Here is a 17,705-nt window from a genome sequence, read left to right as displayed (position 1 = left end):
CCGATCTGTCTCGATGTTGCCGTTGGAAATCGGGCAGGTCGTCGCATCCTGCCTTTCATACGAATCTACAAGACGAGGGAGGTCGTCAGCCAACTCCTTCATGGTTTCGGTGACTGCACCCGAACGAGGAGCGGCTTGTGTACTGGCTACACACCGCGTTAACAGCACGTGAACGACCGGTCGAGTGCCTCTGGACGCCTGGCTTGAAGTGAACGACACGATGAAGAAGAGGGCCGCTCATGGACTTCCTTCGCCCCGCAAGCTGGGAGGAGGCGCTCGCCGCCAAGGCTGAGTTCCCCACCGCCGTGCCGATCGCGGGTGGCACCGACGTCATGGTCGAGATCAACTTCGACCACCGTCGGCCGGAGTACCTCCTCGACCTGAACCGCATCGGGCTGCTGCGCGAGTGGGAGGTCGGTGAGGACGTGGTGCGCCTGGGCGCTTCCGTGCCGTACACGCAGATCATGGAAGACCTCCGTACGGAGCTGCCCGGCCTCGCGCTCGCCTCGCACACGGTCGCGTCCCCGCAGATCCGGAACCGCGGAGGGGTGGGCGGCAACCTCGGTACCGCCTCGCCGGCCGGTGACGCCCACCCCGCACTGCTTGCGGCCGGCGCCGAGGTCGAGGTGGAATCCGTACGCGGCTCGCGGCTGATCCCCATCGACGCGTTCTACACGGGCGTCAAGCGCAACGCGCTGGCCCCGGACGAGCTCATCAAGACCGTTCACATCAAGACGGCGGACGGGCCCCAGCAGTACTCCAAGGTCGGCTCCCGCAACGCGATGGTCATCGCCGTGTGCGCCTTCGGCCTGGCCCTGCACCCGCGGACCCGTACGGTCCGCACCGGCATCGGGTCGGCCGCGCCGACCCCCATCCGGGCGAAGGCCGCCGAGGAGTTCCTGACCGCCGCGCTCGAAGAAGGCGGCTTCTGGGAGTCCGGCAAGGTCGTCACCCCGTCGATCGCCAAGCAGTTCGGTGACCTCGCCTCAGGCGCGGCAAACCCGATCGACGACGTCCGCGGCACGGCGAAGTACCGCCGTCACGCGGTCGGCATCATGGCTCGCCGCCAGCTCGTCTGGACCTGGGAGCAGTACCGCGGTACCGGCAACGGCCGCTCGCTCGAAGGGGCTGCGTAATCATGCGCGTCAATTTCACGGTCAACGGCCGTCAGCAGGAAGCCGACGACGTCTGGGAGGGCGAGTCCCTCCTGTACGTCCTGCGCGAGCGCCTGGGTCTGCCCGGTTCGAAGAACGCCTGCGAGCAGGGCGAGTGCGGGTCCTGTACGGTCCGCCTCGACGGCGTGCCGGTCTGTTCCTGTCTCGTCGCCGCCGGCCAGGTCGAAGGTCGCGACGTCGTGACCGTCGAGGGCCTGGCGGACTTCGCCCAGCGGCGCGAGGAGCACGGCCACGGCGGTGCCGGCGGCGGCTGCGGCACCAAGGGCGTCGCCCTGGACGAGGCCAAGCAGTGGTCCGCCGGGGGTTCCGACTCCCGGACCGGCGAGGGCACCCCGCTCTCCACCGTCCAGCAGGCGTTCATCGACGCCGGCGCGGTCCAGTGCGGCTTCTGCACCCCGGGCCTCCTGGTCCAGGCCGACGCGCTGCTGGAGACGAACCCCTCCCCGTCCGACCAGGACATCCGTGAGGCCCTGTCCGGGAACCTCTGCCGATGTACGGGCTACGAGAAGATCCTCGATGCGGTCCGCCTCGCGGCCGCCCGTCAGGGAGAGGTGGTCTGACCATGGGGCAGAACACCCGCACGGTCCCGGCCGGAGCGCCGGCCAACGTCAGCCAGAAGCACAACAAGGGTGGTATCGGCGAGTCCGTACTCCGCCCGGACGGCACCCTCAAGGTCACCGGCGAGTTCGCGTACTCCTCGGACATGTGGCACGAGGACATGCTGTGGGGCCAGACGTTGCGCAGCACCGTCGCCCACGCCGAGATCGTCTCCATCGACATCTCCGAGGCGCTCGCGCTGCCCGGCGTCTACTCGGTGCTGACGTACGACGACCTGCCGGCCGCGATGAAGAACTACGGCCTGGAGATCCAGGACACCCCGGTCCTCGCCAACGGCCGGGTGCGCCACCACGGCGAGCCGGTCGCCCTGGTGGCCGCCGATCACCCGGAGACCGCCCGCCGCGCGGCCGCCAAGATCAAGATCGACTACCGGGAGCTGCCGGTCGTCACCGACGAGGCGTCCGCCCTCGCCCCCGACGCGCCGCTGATCCACGAGGACCGCGACGACCACCACGTCGGCCACGTCCCGCACCCGAACATCGTGCACCGCCAGCCGATCATCCGCGGCGACGTGGCAGAGGCCCGCAAGCGCGCCGACGTCATCGTCGAGGGCGAGTACACCTTCGGCATGCAGGACCAGGCCTTCCTCGGCCCGGAGTCCGGCCTGGCCGTACCCGCCGAGGACGGCGGCGTCGACCTGTACGTGGCCACCCAGTGGCTGCACTCGGACCTCAAGCAGATCGCCCCCGTCCTCGGCCTGCCCGAGGAGAAGGTACGCATGACGCTCTCCGGCGTCGGCGGTGCCTTCGGCGGTCGCGAGGACATCTCGATGCAGATCCACGCCTGCCTGCTGGCCCTGGCCACGAACAAGCCGGTCAAGATCGTCTACAACCGGTTCGAGTCCTTCTTCGGGCACGTCCACCGGCACCCGGCGAAGCTCCACTACGAGCACGGCGCGACCAAGGACGGCAAGCTCACGCACATGAGGTGCCGGATCGTCCTGGACGGCGGCGCCTACGCGTCGGCCTCCCCGGCGGTCGTGGGCAACGCGTCCTCGCTCTCGGTGGGCCCGTACGTCGTCGACGACGTGGACATCGAGGCGATCGCGCTCTACACCAACAACCCGCCCTGCGGCGCGATGCGCGGCTTCGGCGCCGTCCAGGCGTGCTTCGCGTACGAGGCCCAGATGGACAAGCTCGCCGCGAAGCTGGGCCTGGACCCGGTCGAGTTCCGGCAGCTCAACGCCATGGAGATGGGCGCGATCATGCCCACCGGCCAGGTCGTGGACTCCCCGGCGCCCGTCGCCGAGCTGCTGCGCCGGGTCAAGGCCCGCCCGCTGCCGCCGGAGCGCCAGTGGGAGACCGCCGGCGAGGGCGCGGACGTCCGCGCGCTGCCGGGCGGCCTGTCCAACACCACCCACGGCGAGGGCGTCGTCCGCGGCGTCGGCTACGCGGTCGGCATCAAGAACGTCGGCTTCTCCGAGGGCTTCGACGACTACTCGACCGCCCGCGTACGCCTGGAGGTCGTCAACGGCGAGCCCGTCGCGATGGTCCACACGGCCATGGCGGAGGTGGGCCAGGGCGGTGTCACCGTCCACACCCAGATCGCCCGTACGGAACTGGGCGTGACACAGGTGACCATCCACCCGGCCGACACCCGGGTCGGCTCCGCCGGTTCCACGTCCGCCTCGCGGCAGACGTACATGACCGGTGGCGCGGTGAAGAACACCTGCGAGGCCGTCCGAGAGGCCGTCCTGGAGATCGGTCGCCGCAAGAACGGGTCCTACCACCCCGCCTGGGCGACGGCCGAGCTGCTCCTGGAGGGCGGCAAGGTCGTCACCGACGGGGGCGAGGTCCTCGCGGACATCGCCGACATCCTGGAGGGCGAGGACGCGATCGACCTGGAGCTGGAGTTCCGGCACCGGCCGACCGTCCCGTTCGACCCGAGGACCGGCCAGGGCAACGGCCACGTCCAGTACAGCTTCGCCGCGCACCGCGCGGTGGTGGAGGTGGACACCGAACTCGGCCTCGTCAAGGTCGTCGAGCTCGCGACCGCCCAGGACGTCGGCAAGGCCCTCAACATGCTCTCGGTGGTCGGCCAGATCCAGGGCGGCACCATCCAGGGCCTGGGCGTCGCGATCATGGAGGAGATCATCGTGGACCCGAAGACCGCGAAGGTGCGCAACCCCTCCTTCACGGACTACCTGATCCCGACCATCCTCGACACCCCGGCCATCCCGGTCGACGTCCTGGAGCTCGCCGATCCGAACGCGCCGTACGGCCTTCGCGGTATGGGCGAGGCCCCGACCCTCTCGTCCACCCCGGCCGTCCTCGCGGCGATCCGGCAGGCGACCGGTCTGGAACTCAACAAGACGCCGATCCGTCCGGAAGCCCTCACCGGCACCCTCTAGGACGGCCTGGTCCGGGGGCCGCGAGGCCCACGGACCCCCCACAGCTCTCCGGGCGGTGTGACACCGGGAACGTCACACTTCCAGTCGCACCGCCCGGAGTACGCAGCCCGGAACCCGCTGGACCGCACCGCTCGCGGCCCGTCCCTCCGGCAGCAACCCCCACGCAGGACCCGCAGTACCGCTGTACCGCAGTAACCATCGCGTCGCCTCGGGCCGTCACCCCGGGTCGTGCAGCCAAACGCACCATCCCAAATCCCGCGATCTCCAATCCCCATGCGGGTGCCCCTATGAACCTTGGGAGTTAGGCACCATGACCCAGTCGTCTGTGGAGCCCAAGACCACCGCGGAAGAGGCCGGCGACGGCGCTCGCCCCCCCGCCGGGCGTTCTTGGCTCGACCGGTACTTTCACATAACCCACCGAGGGTCCAACGTCGGCAATGAGATTCGTGGCGGCGTCACGACCTTCATGGCCATGGCGTACATCCTCCTGCTCAACCCGCTCATCCTCTCCGGCAAGGACGTCGCCGGAGACACCATGAGCCAGAAGGCCCTGATCACGGCCACGGCGTTCGCCGCGGCCCTGACCACGCTCCTCATGGGCTTCGTCGGCAAGGTGCCGCTCGCCCTCGCGGCCGGCCTGTCGGTCTCGGGCGTGCTGTCCTCGCAGGTGGCGCCGCAGATGACCTGGCCGCAGGCCATGGGCATGTGCGTCATGTACGGCGTCGTGATCTGTCTCCTGGTCGTCACCGGCCTCCGCGAGATGATCATGAATGCGATCCCGCTCGCCCTCAAGCACGGCATCACGATGGGCATCGGCCTTTTCGTGGCCCTGATCGGGCTCTACAAGGCCGGCTTCGTCGGCAACGGTCCGGAGTTCGCCCCGCCGGTCAGCCTCGGTGCGGCAGGTCAGCTCTCCGGGTGGCCCGTCTTCGTGTTCTGCCTGACCCTGCTCGCCATCTTCATGCTGCAGGCCCGCAAGGTCCGCGGTGCGATCCTGATCGGCATCGTCGGCGGAACCGTCGTGGCGGCGATCATCAACGCCGTCGCGAACGTCGACCCGAAGGCCTGGAAGAACGGCGCTCCCGAGCTGTCCGGCTCCGCCATCTCGATGCCCGACTTCTCGCTGTTCGGCAAGGTCGAGTTCAGTGGCTGGGGCGACGTCGGCGTCATGACGATCGGCATGATCGTCTTCACCCTCGTCCTCGCGGGCTTCTTCGACGCGATGGCCACCATCATCGGCGTCGGCACCGAGGCCAAGCTGGCCGACGACCAGGGCCGCATGCCGGGCCTGTCCAAGGCGCTGTTCATCGACGGTGCCGGTGGCGCCATCGGCGGCATCGCGGGCGGCTCCGGCCAGACCGTGTTCGTCGAGTCCGCGACCGGCGTCGGCGAGGGGGCCCGCACGGGTCTCTCCTCCGTCGTGACCGGCCTCTTCTTCGCCGCCTGCCTCTTCTTCACCCCGATCACCCAGATCGTCCCGGGTGAGGTCGCCTCCGCGGCCCTGGTCGTCATCGGCGCGATGATGATGCAGAACGCCCGCCACGTGGACTGGGCCGACAGCTCGACCGCCATCCCGGTGTTCCTGACCGTCGTGCTCATGCCGTTCACGTACTCGATCACGGCCGGCGTCGCCGCCGGTGTGATCTCCTACGTGGCCATCAAGGTCGCGCAGGGCAAGGCCCGCGAGATCGGTGCCTTCATGTGGGCGCTGACCGTCATCTTCGTGGTGTTCTTCGCGCTGCACCCGATCGAGGGCTGGCTGGGCGTGAAGTAGCCGGGCCCGTGCCGGGCACCTGACCCGCCACGCATCCGATACTGGATACCGAACCCCTCCGAGGAGGCCCTCATGCTGGACATCGCCGAAGAACTGCACCGGTGGGTCGAGCAGGGGCGTGACTTCGCCGTCGCCACGGTCGTGGCGGTCGGCGGCAGCGCGCCCCGGCAGCCCGGGGCCGCCCTCGCCGTCGACGGCGAGGGAACGGCGATCGGCTCGGTGTCCGGCGGATGCGTGGAGGGCGCGGTGTACGAGCTGTGCCGGCAGGCCCTGGCGGACGGCGAGAGCGTCACCGAACGCTTCGGCTACAGCGACGACGACGCCTTCGCCGTGGGCCTGACCTGCGGCGGGGTCGTCGACATCCTGGTCACCCCGGTCCCCGTGGGCGCTCCCGTACGGGAGGTGCTCGCGGCCGCGCTGGCCGCCGCCGCCCGTGGGGAGGCGGCGGCGGTCGCCCGGATCGCCGAAGGCCCGGCCGAGCTGCGGGGCCGCGCCGTGGTGGTGCGCGGTGACGGCTCGTGCGCGGGCGGCTTCGGCGCTCACCCCGAGCTGGACCGCACCATCGCCGAGGAAGCCCGCGTCATGCTGGACGCCGGCCGGACCGGCCTGCTGGAGATCGGCGCGGACGGCCGGCTCTGCGGGGAGCCGCTCAAGGTGCTCGTCGAGTCCAGCGTCCCGCCCCCGCGGATGATCGTCTTCGGCGCCATCGACTTCGCCTCCGCCCTGGTGCGGATCGGCAAGTTCCTCGGCTACCACGTGACCCTGTGCGACGCCCGGCCGGTGTTCGCCACGAAGAGCCGTTTCCCCGAGGCGGACGAGATCGTGGTCGACTGGCCCCACCGCTACCTGGAGTCCACCGAGGTGGATTCCCGGACCGTGCTGTGCGTGCTCACCCACGACGCCAAGTTCGACGTCCCGCTGCTGGAGACGGCCCTCAGGCTCCCCGTCGCCTACGTCGGCGCCATGGGGTCGCGCCGCACCCACGAGGAGCGCACCGAGCGGCTGCGCGAGGTCGGCGTGAGCGAACTGGAACTCGCCCGGCTGCGCTCCCCGATCGGCCTGGACCTCGGCGCCCGCTCCCCGGAGGAGACCGCGCTGTCCATCGCCGCCGAAATCGTCGCCAACCGCCGCGGCGGCACCGGCGCCGCCCTCACGGGCGGGTGGATTCCGATCCACCGAGAGGGGCCGAACACCGTGGTGGGCCGGATCGGTTCCGTCGCCTGAAGGACCGGATCCTGAGCACGGACCCGTCCTGCTGAGCAACGTGCGTGCCCTTGGGGGTTGCGCCCTTTGGCCGTTCCGCCTATTTTACCCGCCGGTAACAGCGCCTTTCCGTAACGGAGTTGAGCGAATGTCCCGGTTCCCCGCCCGTACCCTGCTCGCCGCCTGCGTGCTGGCCGCGGCCACGCTCGGCGCCGCGCCCGCGCCGCAGTCCGGTTCCGCACCGCGCGAGGTGCTGTTCGTCGGGAACAACTGGGAAGGCACCGCCGACGTGCTCGCCTCCACCGGCGATCTCGCCAAGGTCGGCCGGATCAACGTCATCCCCGACAAGGACGAGCGGCTGCGGGAGATCTACCTCGACCCGGTGAAGCTCGGCTTCTTCCTCGGGATCCGCGCCACCGCGGGCGAAGGCCACGACCAGTTCGTCGACGACATGTACACCACCCCGGACGGCTCCGCCGTCGTCGCCTCCCGGCCCAGCTTCGCCGACGTCGTCTCCATCGACGTCCGCACCGGGCGGGTCAACTGGCGCTTCCCCGTGGCCGGGTACCGCGCCGATCACATGGCGCTGTCGCCGGACGGCACCCGGGTCGCCGTCTCCGCCTCCACCGCCAACACCGTGCACGTGCTGGACGTCGCCAGCGGCCGCCAGGTCGGCTCCTTCACCACCGGGGACAAGCCGCACGAGAACACCTTCACGCAGGGCGGCCGTTACCTGTGGAACAGCTCCATCGGCGACGTGACCTCGGCCCTCGACGCGCCCTGGCTGGACTGGACGAAAGGGGACCGGAAGATCACGGTCGTCGACGCCCGGACCTTCCGCACCGTCCGGGTGATCGACATGCGCGAGCGGCTGGACGCGTTCGGCCGCCCCGACCTCTCCGACGCCGTGCGCCCCATGTCCTTCAGCCCCGACGAGTCGAAGCTCTACTTCCAGGTGTCCTTCTTCAACGGCGTGGTCGAGTACGACGTGGCCGCCGACCGGATCACCCGGATCAAGGAGCTGCCCGCCGCTCCCGCCACCAGCACCGACCGCACCACCTGGGTCAACGACTCCCGCCACCACGGCCTGTCCATGAGCCCCGACGGCGCGAAGCTCTGCGTGGCCGGGACCATGGACGACTACGCGACGATCGTGGACCGGGCCACGCTCACCGAAGCGCCGCCGGTACCCGCGGTGAAGCCGTACTGGGCCACCGTCGACGGCGACGGCAGCGCCTGCGTGATCTCCGAGAGCGGCGCCGACCGGGTCACCGCCATCGACTTCGCCACCGGGGCCAAGCGGGTCTCGGTCCCCGTCGGCGACCACCCGCAGCGGGTCCGCCTCGGCCACGTCCCGGCCGGCTGGAGCGGGCCGGCGGCGCGCTGACCCGTACCGCCGTGCGCCCGTGCGCCACGCGGGGGCGCACCCGGGCGGGGTGCGGCCCCCGGCTGCCCGGGTAACGTTGCCCGGCCCGGTCGGCCGCGCCGGCGTCCGGGGCCGTGCACCGCCGACTCCTCGCCCGTACGGCGTTGTCCGCCGCCGTGGGCGCCGCGCCCGGCCCGCCCACAGTGCCCGCCGCCCCCGGCGCACCTGCCGCTCCCGCAGCCGCGCGGGCGCTGTTCGTGCCCGCCGCCAACCCGGCTGCCGCCGCGCAGGCCCGTGAGCCGGCCGCCGCCGGGCGCACGGCCGAGGCCGACGCGCTGACCGCGATGGCCGCCACCCCGCACGCGGTCCGGCTCGGCGACCAGACCCCGGCCCGGGCCGGGGCCGGGGCCCGGGAGACCGCGCGCACCGCCGCCCGTCTCCGCGCTGTACGACGTGCCGGGCCGCGACCGCCCCCAGTACTCCGCCGACGGGGCCGACGGCAGCCCCGCGGACCGGGCCCGGGCCGACGCCGTCGCCCGCGCCGCCGGCTCCGACCGCGCCGTCATCGTCCTGGAACCCGTCCCGCCGGCGCTGCTGCCCCGGGGGTGCGGCGCCGGGAGCCGCGGCCGGCAGCCGGTACGAGCCCGCCGCCGACCTCGCCCGGGCGCGCACCGACACCCGCCAAGCGGAGCTCCGGCACGCGGTGGACGCCCTGGAGGCGGCCCCCGGCACCGACGTGTACCTCGGCCCCGGCCAGGCCGGCCGGCACACCGGCAGCACCGTCGTGCCCCGGCTGCGCAGCGCCGGGATCGACCGGGCCACCGGCTTCGCCGTCAACGTCTCCGGCCACCACGCCGACGAGGCGAACTGCTGGTTCACGACCCTCCCCACGTCGGGGCGGTCGGCAACACTGCCGACCGCCCCGGCCATTGGCGCCCGCGCGGCGCGGCCCGGCAGCGGCTCGCCACGCGGGTGCCCGACGCCGACCGGGCCCGGACGAAGCGCTGCGTCACCGACGGCAGCCGCAACGGCCGGGGTGTGGACCCGGCCCGCGGGCAAGTACCGCGAGCCGCAGGACTGGTGCCACCCGCCCGCCCGGGGCACAGGGGATGTCCCACCACCGGCACCGGCGACCGGCTGCACGACGCCGCGCTCCGGATCAACACCCGGGCGAGTCCGACGGCGCCTGCCTGCGCGGAACGGCCGGGCTCCGCGGTCCCGAGCGCGGCACCGAAGACCCGCCGGCCGGTGCCCGGTTCCCCGGACAGGCACCGGAACCGGCCAGGATGGCGAATCCGGCCATTATGGGATGAGCGGTCCCCGATGACCGATTAGTCTCCGGATCATGGTGGACATCCACGCGGTACCCGACGCCGGCATCGAACGCGCGCTGGAGCTCGCGTACCTGGCCTTCCACGACCGCCCGGGGAAGGAGGTGCGCGAGCGCCACCACGCCCTGCTGACCCGGTGCGGGCGCCTCGGCGCCTACGACGGCGACGCGCTCGTCGGCTTCATGGCCGCACACGACTTCCGGCTCTCGGTGCCCGGCGCGGACCTGCCCTGCCCCGGCCTCACCTTCGTCTCCGTCGCCCCCACCCACCGCCGGCGGGGCGTGCTCACCGCGCTCATGGACGAGCAACTGCGCCGCACCGCCGCCGCGGGCGCCCCGATCGCCGCGCTGTGGGCCTCGGAGGCCGCCATCTACGGCCGCTTCGGCTTCGGCAGCGCCACCCAGGGCGCCACCATCGAGATCGACTCGACCCGGCCGCTGGCCCTGCGCGTCGAGCCGGACCGCCGCCCGCTGCGGCTGGTCGACCCGGCCGACGCGCCCGCAGTGATCGGGACGTACCACGAGGCAGCCCGCGGGACCCGGGCCGGCCGTCCGAGCCGCAGCCCGGAGCGCTGGATGGACGGGTGGCTCAGCGAGGAGGACGAGGCGGACGAGGAGTTCAGCCCGCCCAGGATCATCGCCGCGGGCGGACCCGGCGAACCGGTCGCGGGCTACGTGCTCTACCGCACGAAGCCCGAGCAGGACGGCGGCCCGCACCGCACCCCGGGCCTGGTCCGCGTCGACGAGTTGGAGGCCGACTCCCCACAGGTGGCCGCCGCCCTGTGGCAGTGCGTCGCCTCGCTCGACCTGACCGGCACGGTACGGGCCTGGGGCCGGCCGCCGGACGACCCGCTGCTGCACTGCGCCGCCGACCGGGACCAGGTACGGGTGACCGCCCTGTTCCCGGCGCTCTGGCTGCGCCTGGTCGACGTACGGGCCGCGCTGACAGCCCGGTCGTGGGCCGCCCCGGTGGAGGTGGTGCTGGAGCTGGCCGACGTACGGCTGCCGGCGAACGCCGGGCGGTTCCGGCTCAAGGCGGGCCCGCAGGGGGCCACGTTCGAGCGGGCCGGAGCCGAGCCCGATCTGGCCCTGGACGTAAGGGAACTGGCCGCCGTGTACCTCGGTGGTACCCGGGTCACCGAACTGGTGGCGGCGGGACTGGTACGGGAACCCACCCCGGGCGCCGCGGCAGCCCTCGACGCGGCGCTGCGGACGCCGCTGCTGCCGCACACGGCCGACGAGTTCTGAGGGCCCGGGGCGGGGGCGGGCGAGCGGACCGCCCCCGCGCCGCGGGGGTCAGACGGGCAGCGAGATCCGGGCCGCGGACATGCCGAAGGCGGAGTCCCAGACCTTGGCGGACAGGCCGTCCGGCAGCCGGTGCAGGTCCTGCGGCCGGTAACGGCGGATCTGCCGGTGCCAGTTCAGGATGCCCGCGTGCCAGTCCTTGAGTTCACCGACGTAGGCGTCCAGGGCGGCCCGGGCCTCCGCGCTCAGCTTCCAGTCGTCGTAGAGCAGCGGCAGTTGGCGGGCGACGATGTGCTCGAACTCCTCGGTGCGCTGGGTCATCAGCCCGTGGCAGATGTGCAGGGCCTCCGGATAGCCGATGTCGAAGAAGTTGCGGGTGACCAGAATGTAGTTGTGGACCTCGCCCTCGAACTCCACCTCCTTCTGGTACGAGAAGATGTCGTTGATCAGGCACGCGGCGTCCGCGACGGCGTTCTCCAACGACCTGATGGTGCCCGAGGAGTAGATCTCCTCCGGGATGCCCCGGCCCTGGTGGCCCAGCCGGCACAGGTACATGGTGAGGTACGTGCCGAAAGTGCGGCGGCGCATTTCGGCGTAGTCCACGGGGTCCGGGATGCGGTTCTGGATCTGGTTGTCCACCTCCCACAGCCAGCTCTCCAGCATGTCCACGAGCGTGGCCCGGAACTCGGTGCGCTGGGCGGGGGACATGCCGGCGCTGGTGCGCACCCACAGGTCGGCGAGGCCGCGCTCCATGACGGTGGCGGGTTCGGGCTGCTCGGCGTGGTCGACGGGGATCATGGTGACCAGGCGGGCGGTGGTGGCCTTGGCGGCGGGCAGGTTCTTGCCCTGCGCGAAGACCACCGGGTAGTAGTCGTCGCCGTACGTACCCCAGGTCAGCCACGAGGCGTTGAGCGCCAGCGCCTCGGGGGTGGCATCGGGGTCGATGCCGGCCGAGCAGACCGCGAAGTCGTAGCCGCGCAGTTTCTCCTCGCTCCAGATCGCCGATCCGGGGTCGCCGGGCTGCGGGTCCAGCATGCCCATGTGCCGGGCCCAGGCCACGGATTCCTCGCGGGCGTGCGCCAGGTGGGGGCTGAGGCTGAGCCGGTGCGGCATGTAGATGTCGGGGATGACGGAGGGGCCGGTGGGCTCGAACGGAACGTGGGTGAAGCTGCGCCGGCGCAGCTCCAGCGCGCGGGGCTCCAGGATGGAGCGCAGGTCGAGAGCGGTGGTGCCGAGGCCGCCGGGCAGGAACGGCAGGGAGACCGGGGCGGTGGCCCGGGCCTCCTTGTTCATGTAGCGGCTGGAGACCATGTGCCATTCGTGGCCGCCGGACTGCCAGTCCTGGAGGCCCTTGGCGTAGGCGAGGACGGCCGCGATCTCGGCCGGGTCCATGGCGTGGTCGGCGAAGAGCTGGGGGAGCTCGGCGAGCGCGGTCTGCTCGAACTGCTGGAGGCGGGAGGTGAGGAGGTCGTTGGCGGAGTCGGCGGCCTCCTGGGTGGTGCACCGGAGGAACGTCTCCAACACCAGGATGGCGTTGGAGAGTTCGCCCTCGTCGCCGACCTCGCGCTCGTAGGAGAAGATGTCGTTCCTGATGTGCACGGCGTCGGAGAAGGCGTCCCGCAGCACGCCGAGCGCGCGCGAGTGGGCGACCCGGGCCGGGACTTCGGCGGACACGTACTCGATCAGTCCGGCCGACCAGGGCGCGCCGCCGACCTTGCGCCGCATCTCGATGTATTCGAGAGGATTCGCCACGCGGCCGATGTTGATGTTGGCGAGTTCCCACATCGACTCGTTGAGGAGGTTCCGCGTCGACTCGCTGAATCGTTCCCGCCAGTCCATCGACATCGCCGGCACCGTCCGCAGCCACAGGTCCCGCAGCCCCGCCTCGACCGGGTTGGCCGGCTCCGGGGATCCGGCGGCCAGGTCCATGGGCATGAAGGCGGCCAGGCCGTCGAGGTACGCCTTGGCGCCCGCGCGGTCCTGGGAGCGCTTGTACAGCTCCAGGAAGTGGTCGTCGAAGAAGAAGACCCACACGTACCAGTCGGTGACCAGGTCCAGCGCGTCGCTGTCGCAGTCGGGGTGGGTGTAGGAGCACAGCAGCGCGTAGTCGTGCGAGTCGAGGTCCTTTTCCTCCCAGACGCCGGACCCCTCCAGCATCCCGAAGCCACGGGCCCACTGCTTGGTGTGGGCCCGCGCGGCTTCCAGATGCGGGTTCAGTCGCGCCGGATAGGGCACATAGAAATCCGGCAGTTGAAACGGCTGTGTCACGGCGGGTAGAGCCTTTCCGTCCGAGGGTGCGGAGGGGCCCTGTGGATCCGGCCCCCCGCACAAGATCAGCACTGCCCTACCCCACTCACCCGGGCCCCAATGCCCGGTTCACCGCATCAGGTGACGAACCCTCGATTCCCCGGCGCGGCGGCCCGACGGGCGCTACGGGGGAGCTGCGCACGACGCGGGCCCCGGACGGATGTGGTCGTCCGGGGCTCGCGGGCGTGCGCGGAGGTTATTCGGAGTCGGCTTCCAGGTTGCCCTCCGTGGTGAGGTAGACCTCGCGGAGGGATTCGAGGATCTGGGGGTCCGGCTTTTCCCACATGCCGCGGGATTCGGCCTCCAGGAGGCGCTCGGCGATGCCGTGGAGGGCCCAGGGGTTGGCCTGTTCGAGGAAGGCGCGGTTCTCCGGGTCCAGGACGTAGGTTTCCGTCAGCTTGTCGTACATCCAGTCGGCGATCACGCCGGTGGTGGCGTCGTAGCCGAAGAGGTAGTCCACCGTCGCCGCCAGTTCGAAGGCGCCCTTGTAGCCGTGGCGGCGCATCGCCTCGATCCACTTGGGGTTCACCACGCGGGCGCGGAAGACGCGCGAGGTTTCCTCCACCAGGGTGCGGGTCTTGACCGTTTCCGGGCGGGTGGAGTCGCCGATGTACGCCTCGGGGGCCGTGCCGCGCAGGGCGCGGACCGTGGCGACCATGCCGCCGTGGTACTGGAAGTAGTCGTCGGAGTCGGCGATGTCGTGCTCACGGGTGTCCGTGTTCTTGGCGGCGACGGTGATCCGCTTGTAGGCCGTCTCCATTTCGGTGCGGGCCGGGCGGCCCTCCAGGCCGCGGCCGTAGGCGTAGCCGCCCCAGACCGTGTAGACCTCCGCGAGGTCGGCGTCCGTGCGCCAGTCGCGGGAGTCGATCAGCTGGAGGATGCCGGCGCCGTACGTGCCCGGGCGCGAGCCGAAGATACGGGTCGTCGCGCGGCGTTCGTCGCCGTGGGAGGCCAGGTCCGCCTGGGCGTGGGCGCGGATGTGGTTCTGCGACGCGGGCTCGTCCAGGGAAGCGGCCAGCCGGACCGCGTCGTCCAGCAGGCCGATCACGTGCGGGAACGCGTCGCGGAAGAAGCCCGAGATGCGGAGCGTCACATCGATGCGGGGACGGCCCAGCTCCGCGAGCGGGATGGGCTCGATGCCCGTGACGCGGCGCGAGGCCTCGTCCCAGACCGGGCGGATGCCGAGGAGGGAGAGGGCCTCCGCCACGTCGTCGCCCGAGGTGCGCATCGCGCTCGTACCCCAGAGGGACAGGCCCACCGAGGCGGGCCACTCGCCGTTGTCCGTGCGGTAGCGGTTCAGGAGCGAGTCGGCCAGCGCCTGGCCCGTCTCCCATGCCAGACGGGAGGGGACGGCCTTCGGGTCGACCGAGTAGAAGTTGCGGCCGGTGGGGAGGACGTTGACCAGGCCGCGGAGCGGGGAGCCGGAGGGGCCCGCCGGGACGAAGCGGCCGTCGAGGGCGGCGACGACGTGGGCGATCTCGTCCGTCGTGCCGGCCAGACGGGGGACCACCTCGCGCGCCGCGAAGTCGAGGACCGCCGCGACGTCCGCGGAGTACGGCGAGGCGACCGAAGCCACCGCCGACGGGTCCCAGTTCGCGTCCTCCATCGCCTGGACCAGGGCACGGGCCGTCTCCTCCACCGCGTCCGCCGAGGTGCGGGTCGTCGCGGACTCGTCCAGGCCGAGTGCCTCGCGCAGGCCGGGCAGGGCCGTCGTACCGCCCCAGATCTGGCGGGCGCGCAGGATCGCCAGCACCAGGTTGACCCGGGCCGCACCGGTCGGGGCGCCGCCCAGGACGTGCAGACCGTCGCGGATCTGGGCGTCCTTGACCTCGCACAGCCAGCCGTCGACGTGGAGCAGGAAGTCGTCGAAGCCCTCGTCGTCAGGGCGCTCTTCGAGGCCCAGGTCGTGGTCGAGCCTCGCCGCCTGGATCAGGGTCCAGATCTGCGCCCGGATGGCGGGGAGCTTCGCCGGGTCCATGGCGCTGATCTGCGCGTACTCGTCCAGGTGCTGTTCGAGGCGGGCGATGTCGCCGTACGACTCCGCGCGCGCCATCGGCGGCACCAGGTGGTCCACCAGGGTGGCGTGCACGCGGCGCTTGGCCTGCGTGCCCTCGCCCGGGTCGTTGACGAGGAACGGGTAGACGAGGGGCAGGTCGCCGAGCGCGGCGTCGGGGGCGCAGGCCGCGGACAGGCCGGCGTTCTTGCCCGGCAGCCACTCCAGGTTGCCGTGCTTGCCCAGGTGGATCATCGCGTCCGCGCCGAACCCGCCGTCCTCCGCGCGGGCCTGGATCCAGCGGTACGCGGCCAGGTAGTGGTGCGAGGGCGGCAGGTCCGGGTCGTGGTAGATCGCGATCGGGTTCTCGCCGAAGCCGCGCGGCGGCTGGATGAGGACGAGGAGGTTCCCGCGGCGCAGCGCCGCGAGGACGATGTCGCCCTCCGGGTTCGCGGAGCGGTCCACGAACATGTCGCCGGGCGCCTCGCCCCAGTGCTCCTCGACGCTGCCCCGGAGCTCGGCCGGGAGCTCGGCGAACCAGCGCTTGTAGTCGGCGGCCGGGATGCGGACGGGGTTGCGGGCCAGCTGCTCCTCGGTGAGCCAGTCCTGGTCGTGGCCGCCGGCCTCGATCAGGGCGCGGATCAGTTCGTCGCCGTCCCCGGAGACCAGGCCGGGGACGTCCTCTACCGGGCCGAAGTCGTAGCCTCCCGCGATGAGGGTGCGCAGCAGCTCCACGGCGCTGGCCGGGGTGTCCAGGCCGACCGCGTTGCCGATGCGGGAGTGCTTGGTCGGGTACGCGGAGAGGACCAGCGCGATCTTCTTGTCGCGGCGCTCGATGTGGCGCAGCCGGGCGTGGCGCACGGCGATGCCCGCGACCCGGGCGGCCCGCTCGGGGTCGGCGACGTAGGCGGGCAGGCCGTCCTCGTCGAGTTCCTTGAAGGAGAACGGGACGGTGATAAGGCGGCCGTCGAACTCCGGGACGGCGACCTGGGTGGCGGCGTCCAGCGGGGAGAGGCCCTCGTCGTTCTCGGCCCACGCGCTGCGGGAGCCGGTGAGGCACAGGGCCTGGAGGATCGGCACGCCGAGCGCGGCCAGGGCGCCGGCGTCCCACGACTCGTCGTCGCCGCCGGCCGAGGCGGTGGCGGGCTTGGTGCCGCCCGCCGCGAGGACGGTGGTGACGATGGCGTCCGCCGACTCCAGGGCGGTGAGCAGCTCCGGCTCCGGGGTGCGGAGGGAGGAGACGTAGAGGGGGAGCGGCTGGGCGCCGTGGGCTTCGATCGCTTCGCACAGGGTGTGCACGAAGGCGGTGTTGCCGCTCATCTGGTGGGCGCGGTAGTACAGCACGGCGATCCGCGGACCGGTGGTACGGGCCGGCGTGCGCTCCAGCGGGCCCCAGGTGGGCGCGGCGGCCGGGGCCTCGAACCCGTGGCCGGTCAGCAGCACGGTGTCGGAGAGGAAGCGGGCCAGCTGGTCCAGGTTGGCCGGGCCGCCGTGGGCGAGGTAGCCGTGGGCTTCGGCGGCGATGCCGATGGGGACCGTCGAGGCCTCCATCAGCTGCGCGTCCGGGGCCTGTTCGCCGGTCAGGACGACGACCGGGCGGTGCTGGCCGGGGGCCAGGAGCAGGTCGAGGCCGTCCTGCCAGGCGCGCAGGCCGCCGAGGAGGCGTACGACGACCAGCTCGACCCCGTCGAGGAGGGCGGGCAGGTCGTCGAGGGGAAGGCGGGAGGGGTTCGCGAACCGGTACGGGACGGGCCCGTCGGCGGCGCGGGCGCTGAGCAGATCGGTGTCGGACGTCGACAGCAGCAGGATCATGCGGCGGCAGGCCTTCCTCGGGGTTTCCGCGCCCCGGGCAGTGAGGACGGCGGGAGTTCCTGACTCACCCGGCCGATTGCTCCGCGGGGTTCACAGTGGCGGGACCGCGCCGGAATCGCACCGGGCTTCCTCCCATGTCGCCGTCCTCGGCGGTGACGGGCCGTGTGGTCCGCCGGGGGTCATCTTAGGCGGCGGGGTGGGGGGTGTGGTGGCGCGGGGTGCCTGGTGCGGGGTGCCTGCGGTGCGTTGGGCGGGTGCGGGTCCGTTGCGGGGGCTCTGCCCCCGGGCCCCCGCGCCTCAAACGCCGGCGGGGCTGGATTTGGGGTCTGCCCCCGGGCTCCCGCGCCTCAAACGCCGGCGGGGCTGGGTTTGGGGTCTGCCCCGGGCTCCCGCGCCTCAAACGCCGGCGGGGCTGGGTGCGGGGCTCTGCCCCCGGGCCCCGGCGCCTCAAACGGCCGGCGGGGCTGGATGCGGCCGCTGGGGGTGGGTGGAGTCGGCGCGGCCGGATGTGGCCGGTAGTGGTGGTGATCGA

General features: G+C 72.2%; 9 protein-coding genes and 1 riboswitch. Of the genes, 7 read left to right on the top strand and 2 right to left on the bottom strand.

Annotated features, from left to right (window positions below):
• The first annotated feature begins 239 nt into the window (after positions 1 to 239).
• The 7 genes from ACWGH1_RS03825 (at position 240) to ACWGH1_RS03795 (ending at position 11,064) form a co-directional block, all read left to right on the top strand.
• Positions 240 to 1,136 carry an FAD binding domain-containing protein gene (locus ACWGH1_RS03825; protein WP_453354235.1) on the top strand — a complete coding sequence of 299 codons (897 nt, stop codon included), beginning with the start codon at positions 240 to 242 and terminating at the stop codon, positions 1,134 to 1,136.
• Between the two features lie 2 nt (positions 1,137 to 1,138).
• Positions 1,139 to 1,735, top strand: a complete 597-nt coding sequence (locus tag ACWGH1_RS03820) for a (2Fe-2S)-binding protein (RefSeq protein WP_453354236.1) — start codon at positions 1,139 to 1,141, stop codon at positions 1,733 to 1,735.
• Between the two features lie 2 nt (positions 1,736 to 1,737).
• The gene (pucD, locus tag ACWGH1_RS03815; RefSeq protein WP_453354237.1) at positions 1,738 to 4,143 is read left to right on the top strand and encodes a xanthine dehydrogenase subunit D; all 2,406 of its coding nucleotides are present in this window, start codon (positions 1,738 to 1,740) and stop codon (positions 4,141 to 4,143) included.
• Between the two features lie 310 nt (positions 4,144 to 4,453).
• Complete coding sequence (locus ACWGH1_RS03810; RefSeq protein ID WP_453354238.1) at positions 4,454 to 5,917, top strand: NCS2 family permease; 1,464 nt, start codon at positions 4,454 to 4,456, stop codon at positions 5,915 to 5,917.
• Between the two features lie 72 nt (positions 5,918 to 5,989).
• Positions 5,990 to 7,141, top strand: coding sequence for an XdhC family protein (locus ACWGH1_RS03805; RefSeq protein WP_453408395.1), 1,152 nt, complete (start codon positions 5,990 to 5,992; stop codon positions 7,139 to 7,141).
• A 127-nt stretch (positions 7,142 to 7,268) separates the two neighbouring features.
• Positions 7,269 to 8,507 carry a YncE family protein gene (locus ACWGH1_RS03800; RefSeq protein ID WP_453357327.1) on the top strand — a complete coding sequence of 413 codons (1,239 nt, stop codon included), beginning with the start codon at positions 7,269 to 7,271 and terminating at the stop codon, positions 8,505 to 8,507.
• 1,324 nt (positions 8,508 to 9,831) lie between these two features.
• Positions 9,832 to 11,064 carry a GNAT family N-acetyltransferase gene (locus tag ACWGH1_RS03795; protein WP_453353463.1) on the top strand — a complete coding sequence of 411 codons (1,233 nt, stop codon included), beginning with the start codon at positions 9,832 to 9,834 and terminating at the stop codon, positions 11,062 to 11,064.
• Between the two features lie 48 nt (positions 11,065 to 11,112).
• Here the strand turns inward: ACWGH1_RS03795 and ACWGH1_RS03790 are convergent, their stop codons facing one another.
• Complete coding sequence (locus ACWGH1_RS03790; RefSeq protein WP_453353462.1) at positions 11,113 to 13,329, bottom strand: terpene synthase family protein; 2,217 nt, start codon at positions 13,327 to 13,329, stop codon at positions 11,113 to 11,115.
• Positions 13,330 to 13,564: 235 nt separating this feature from the next.
• Positions 13,565 to 17,173: a cobaltochelatase subunit CobN gene (gene cobN, locus ACWGH1_RS03785; protein WP_453353461.1), complete on the bottom strand. Its 3,609-nt coding sequence runs from the start codon at positions 17,171 to 17,173 to the stop codon at positions 13,565 to 13,567.
• A 33-nt stretch (positions 17,174 to 17,206) separates the two neighbouring features.
• Positions 17,207 to 17,331: riboswitch (cobalamin riboswitch) on the bottom strand.
• Positions 17,332 to 17,705: the final 374 nt, after the last annotated feature.

The sequence above is a fragment of the Streptomyces sp. NPDC054883 genome, assembly GCF_053610645.1.
The sequence above is the reverse complement of the archived record's forward strand: the minus strand, read 5'-3'. Positions and strand labels throughout refer to the sequence as shown.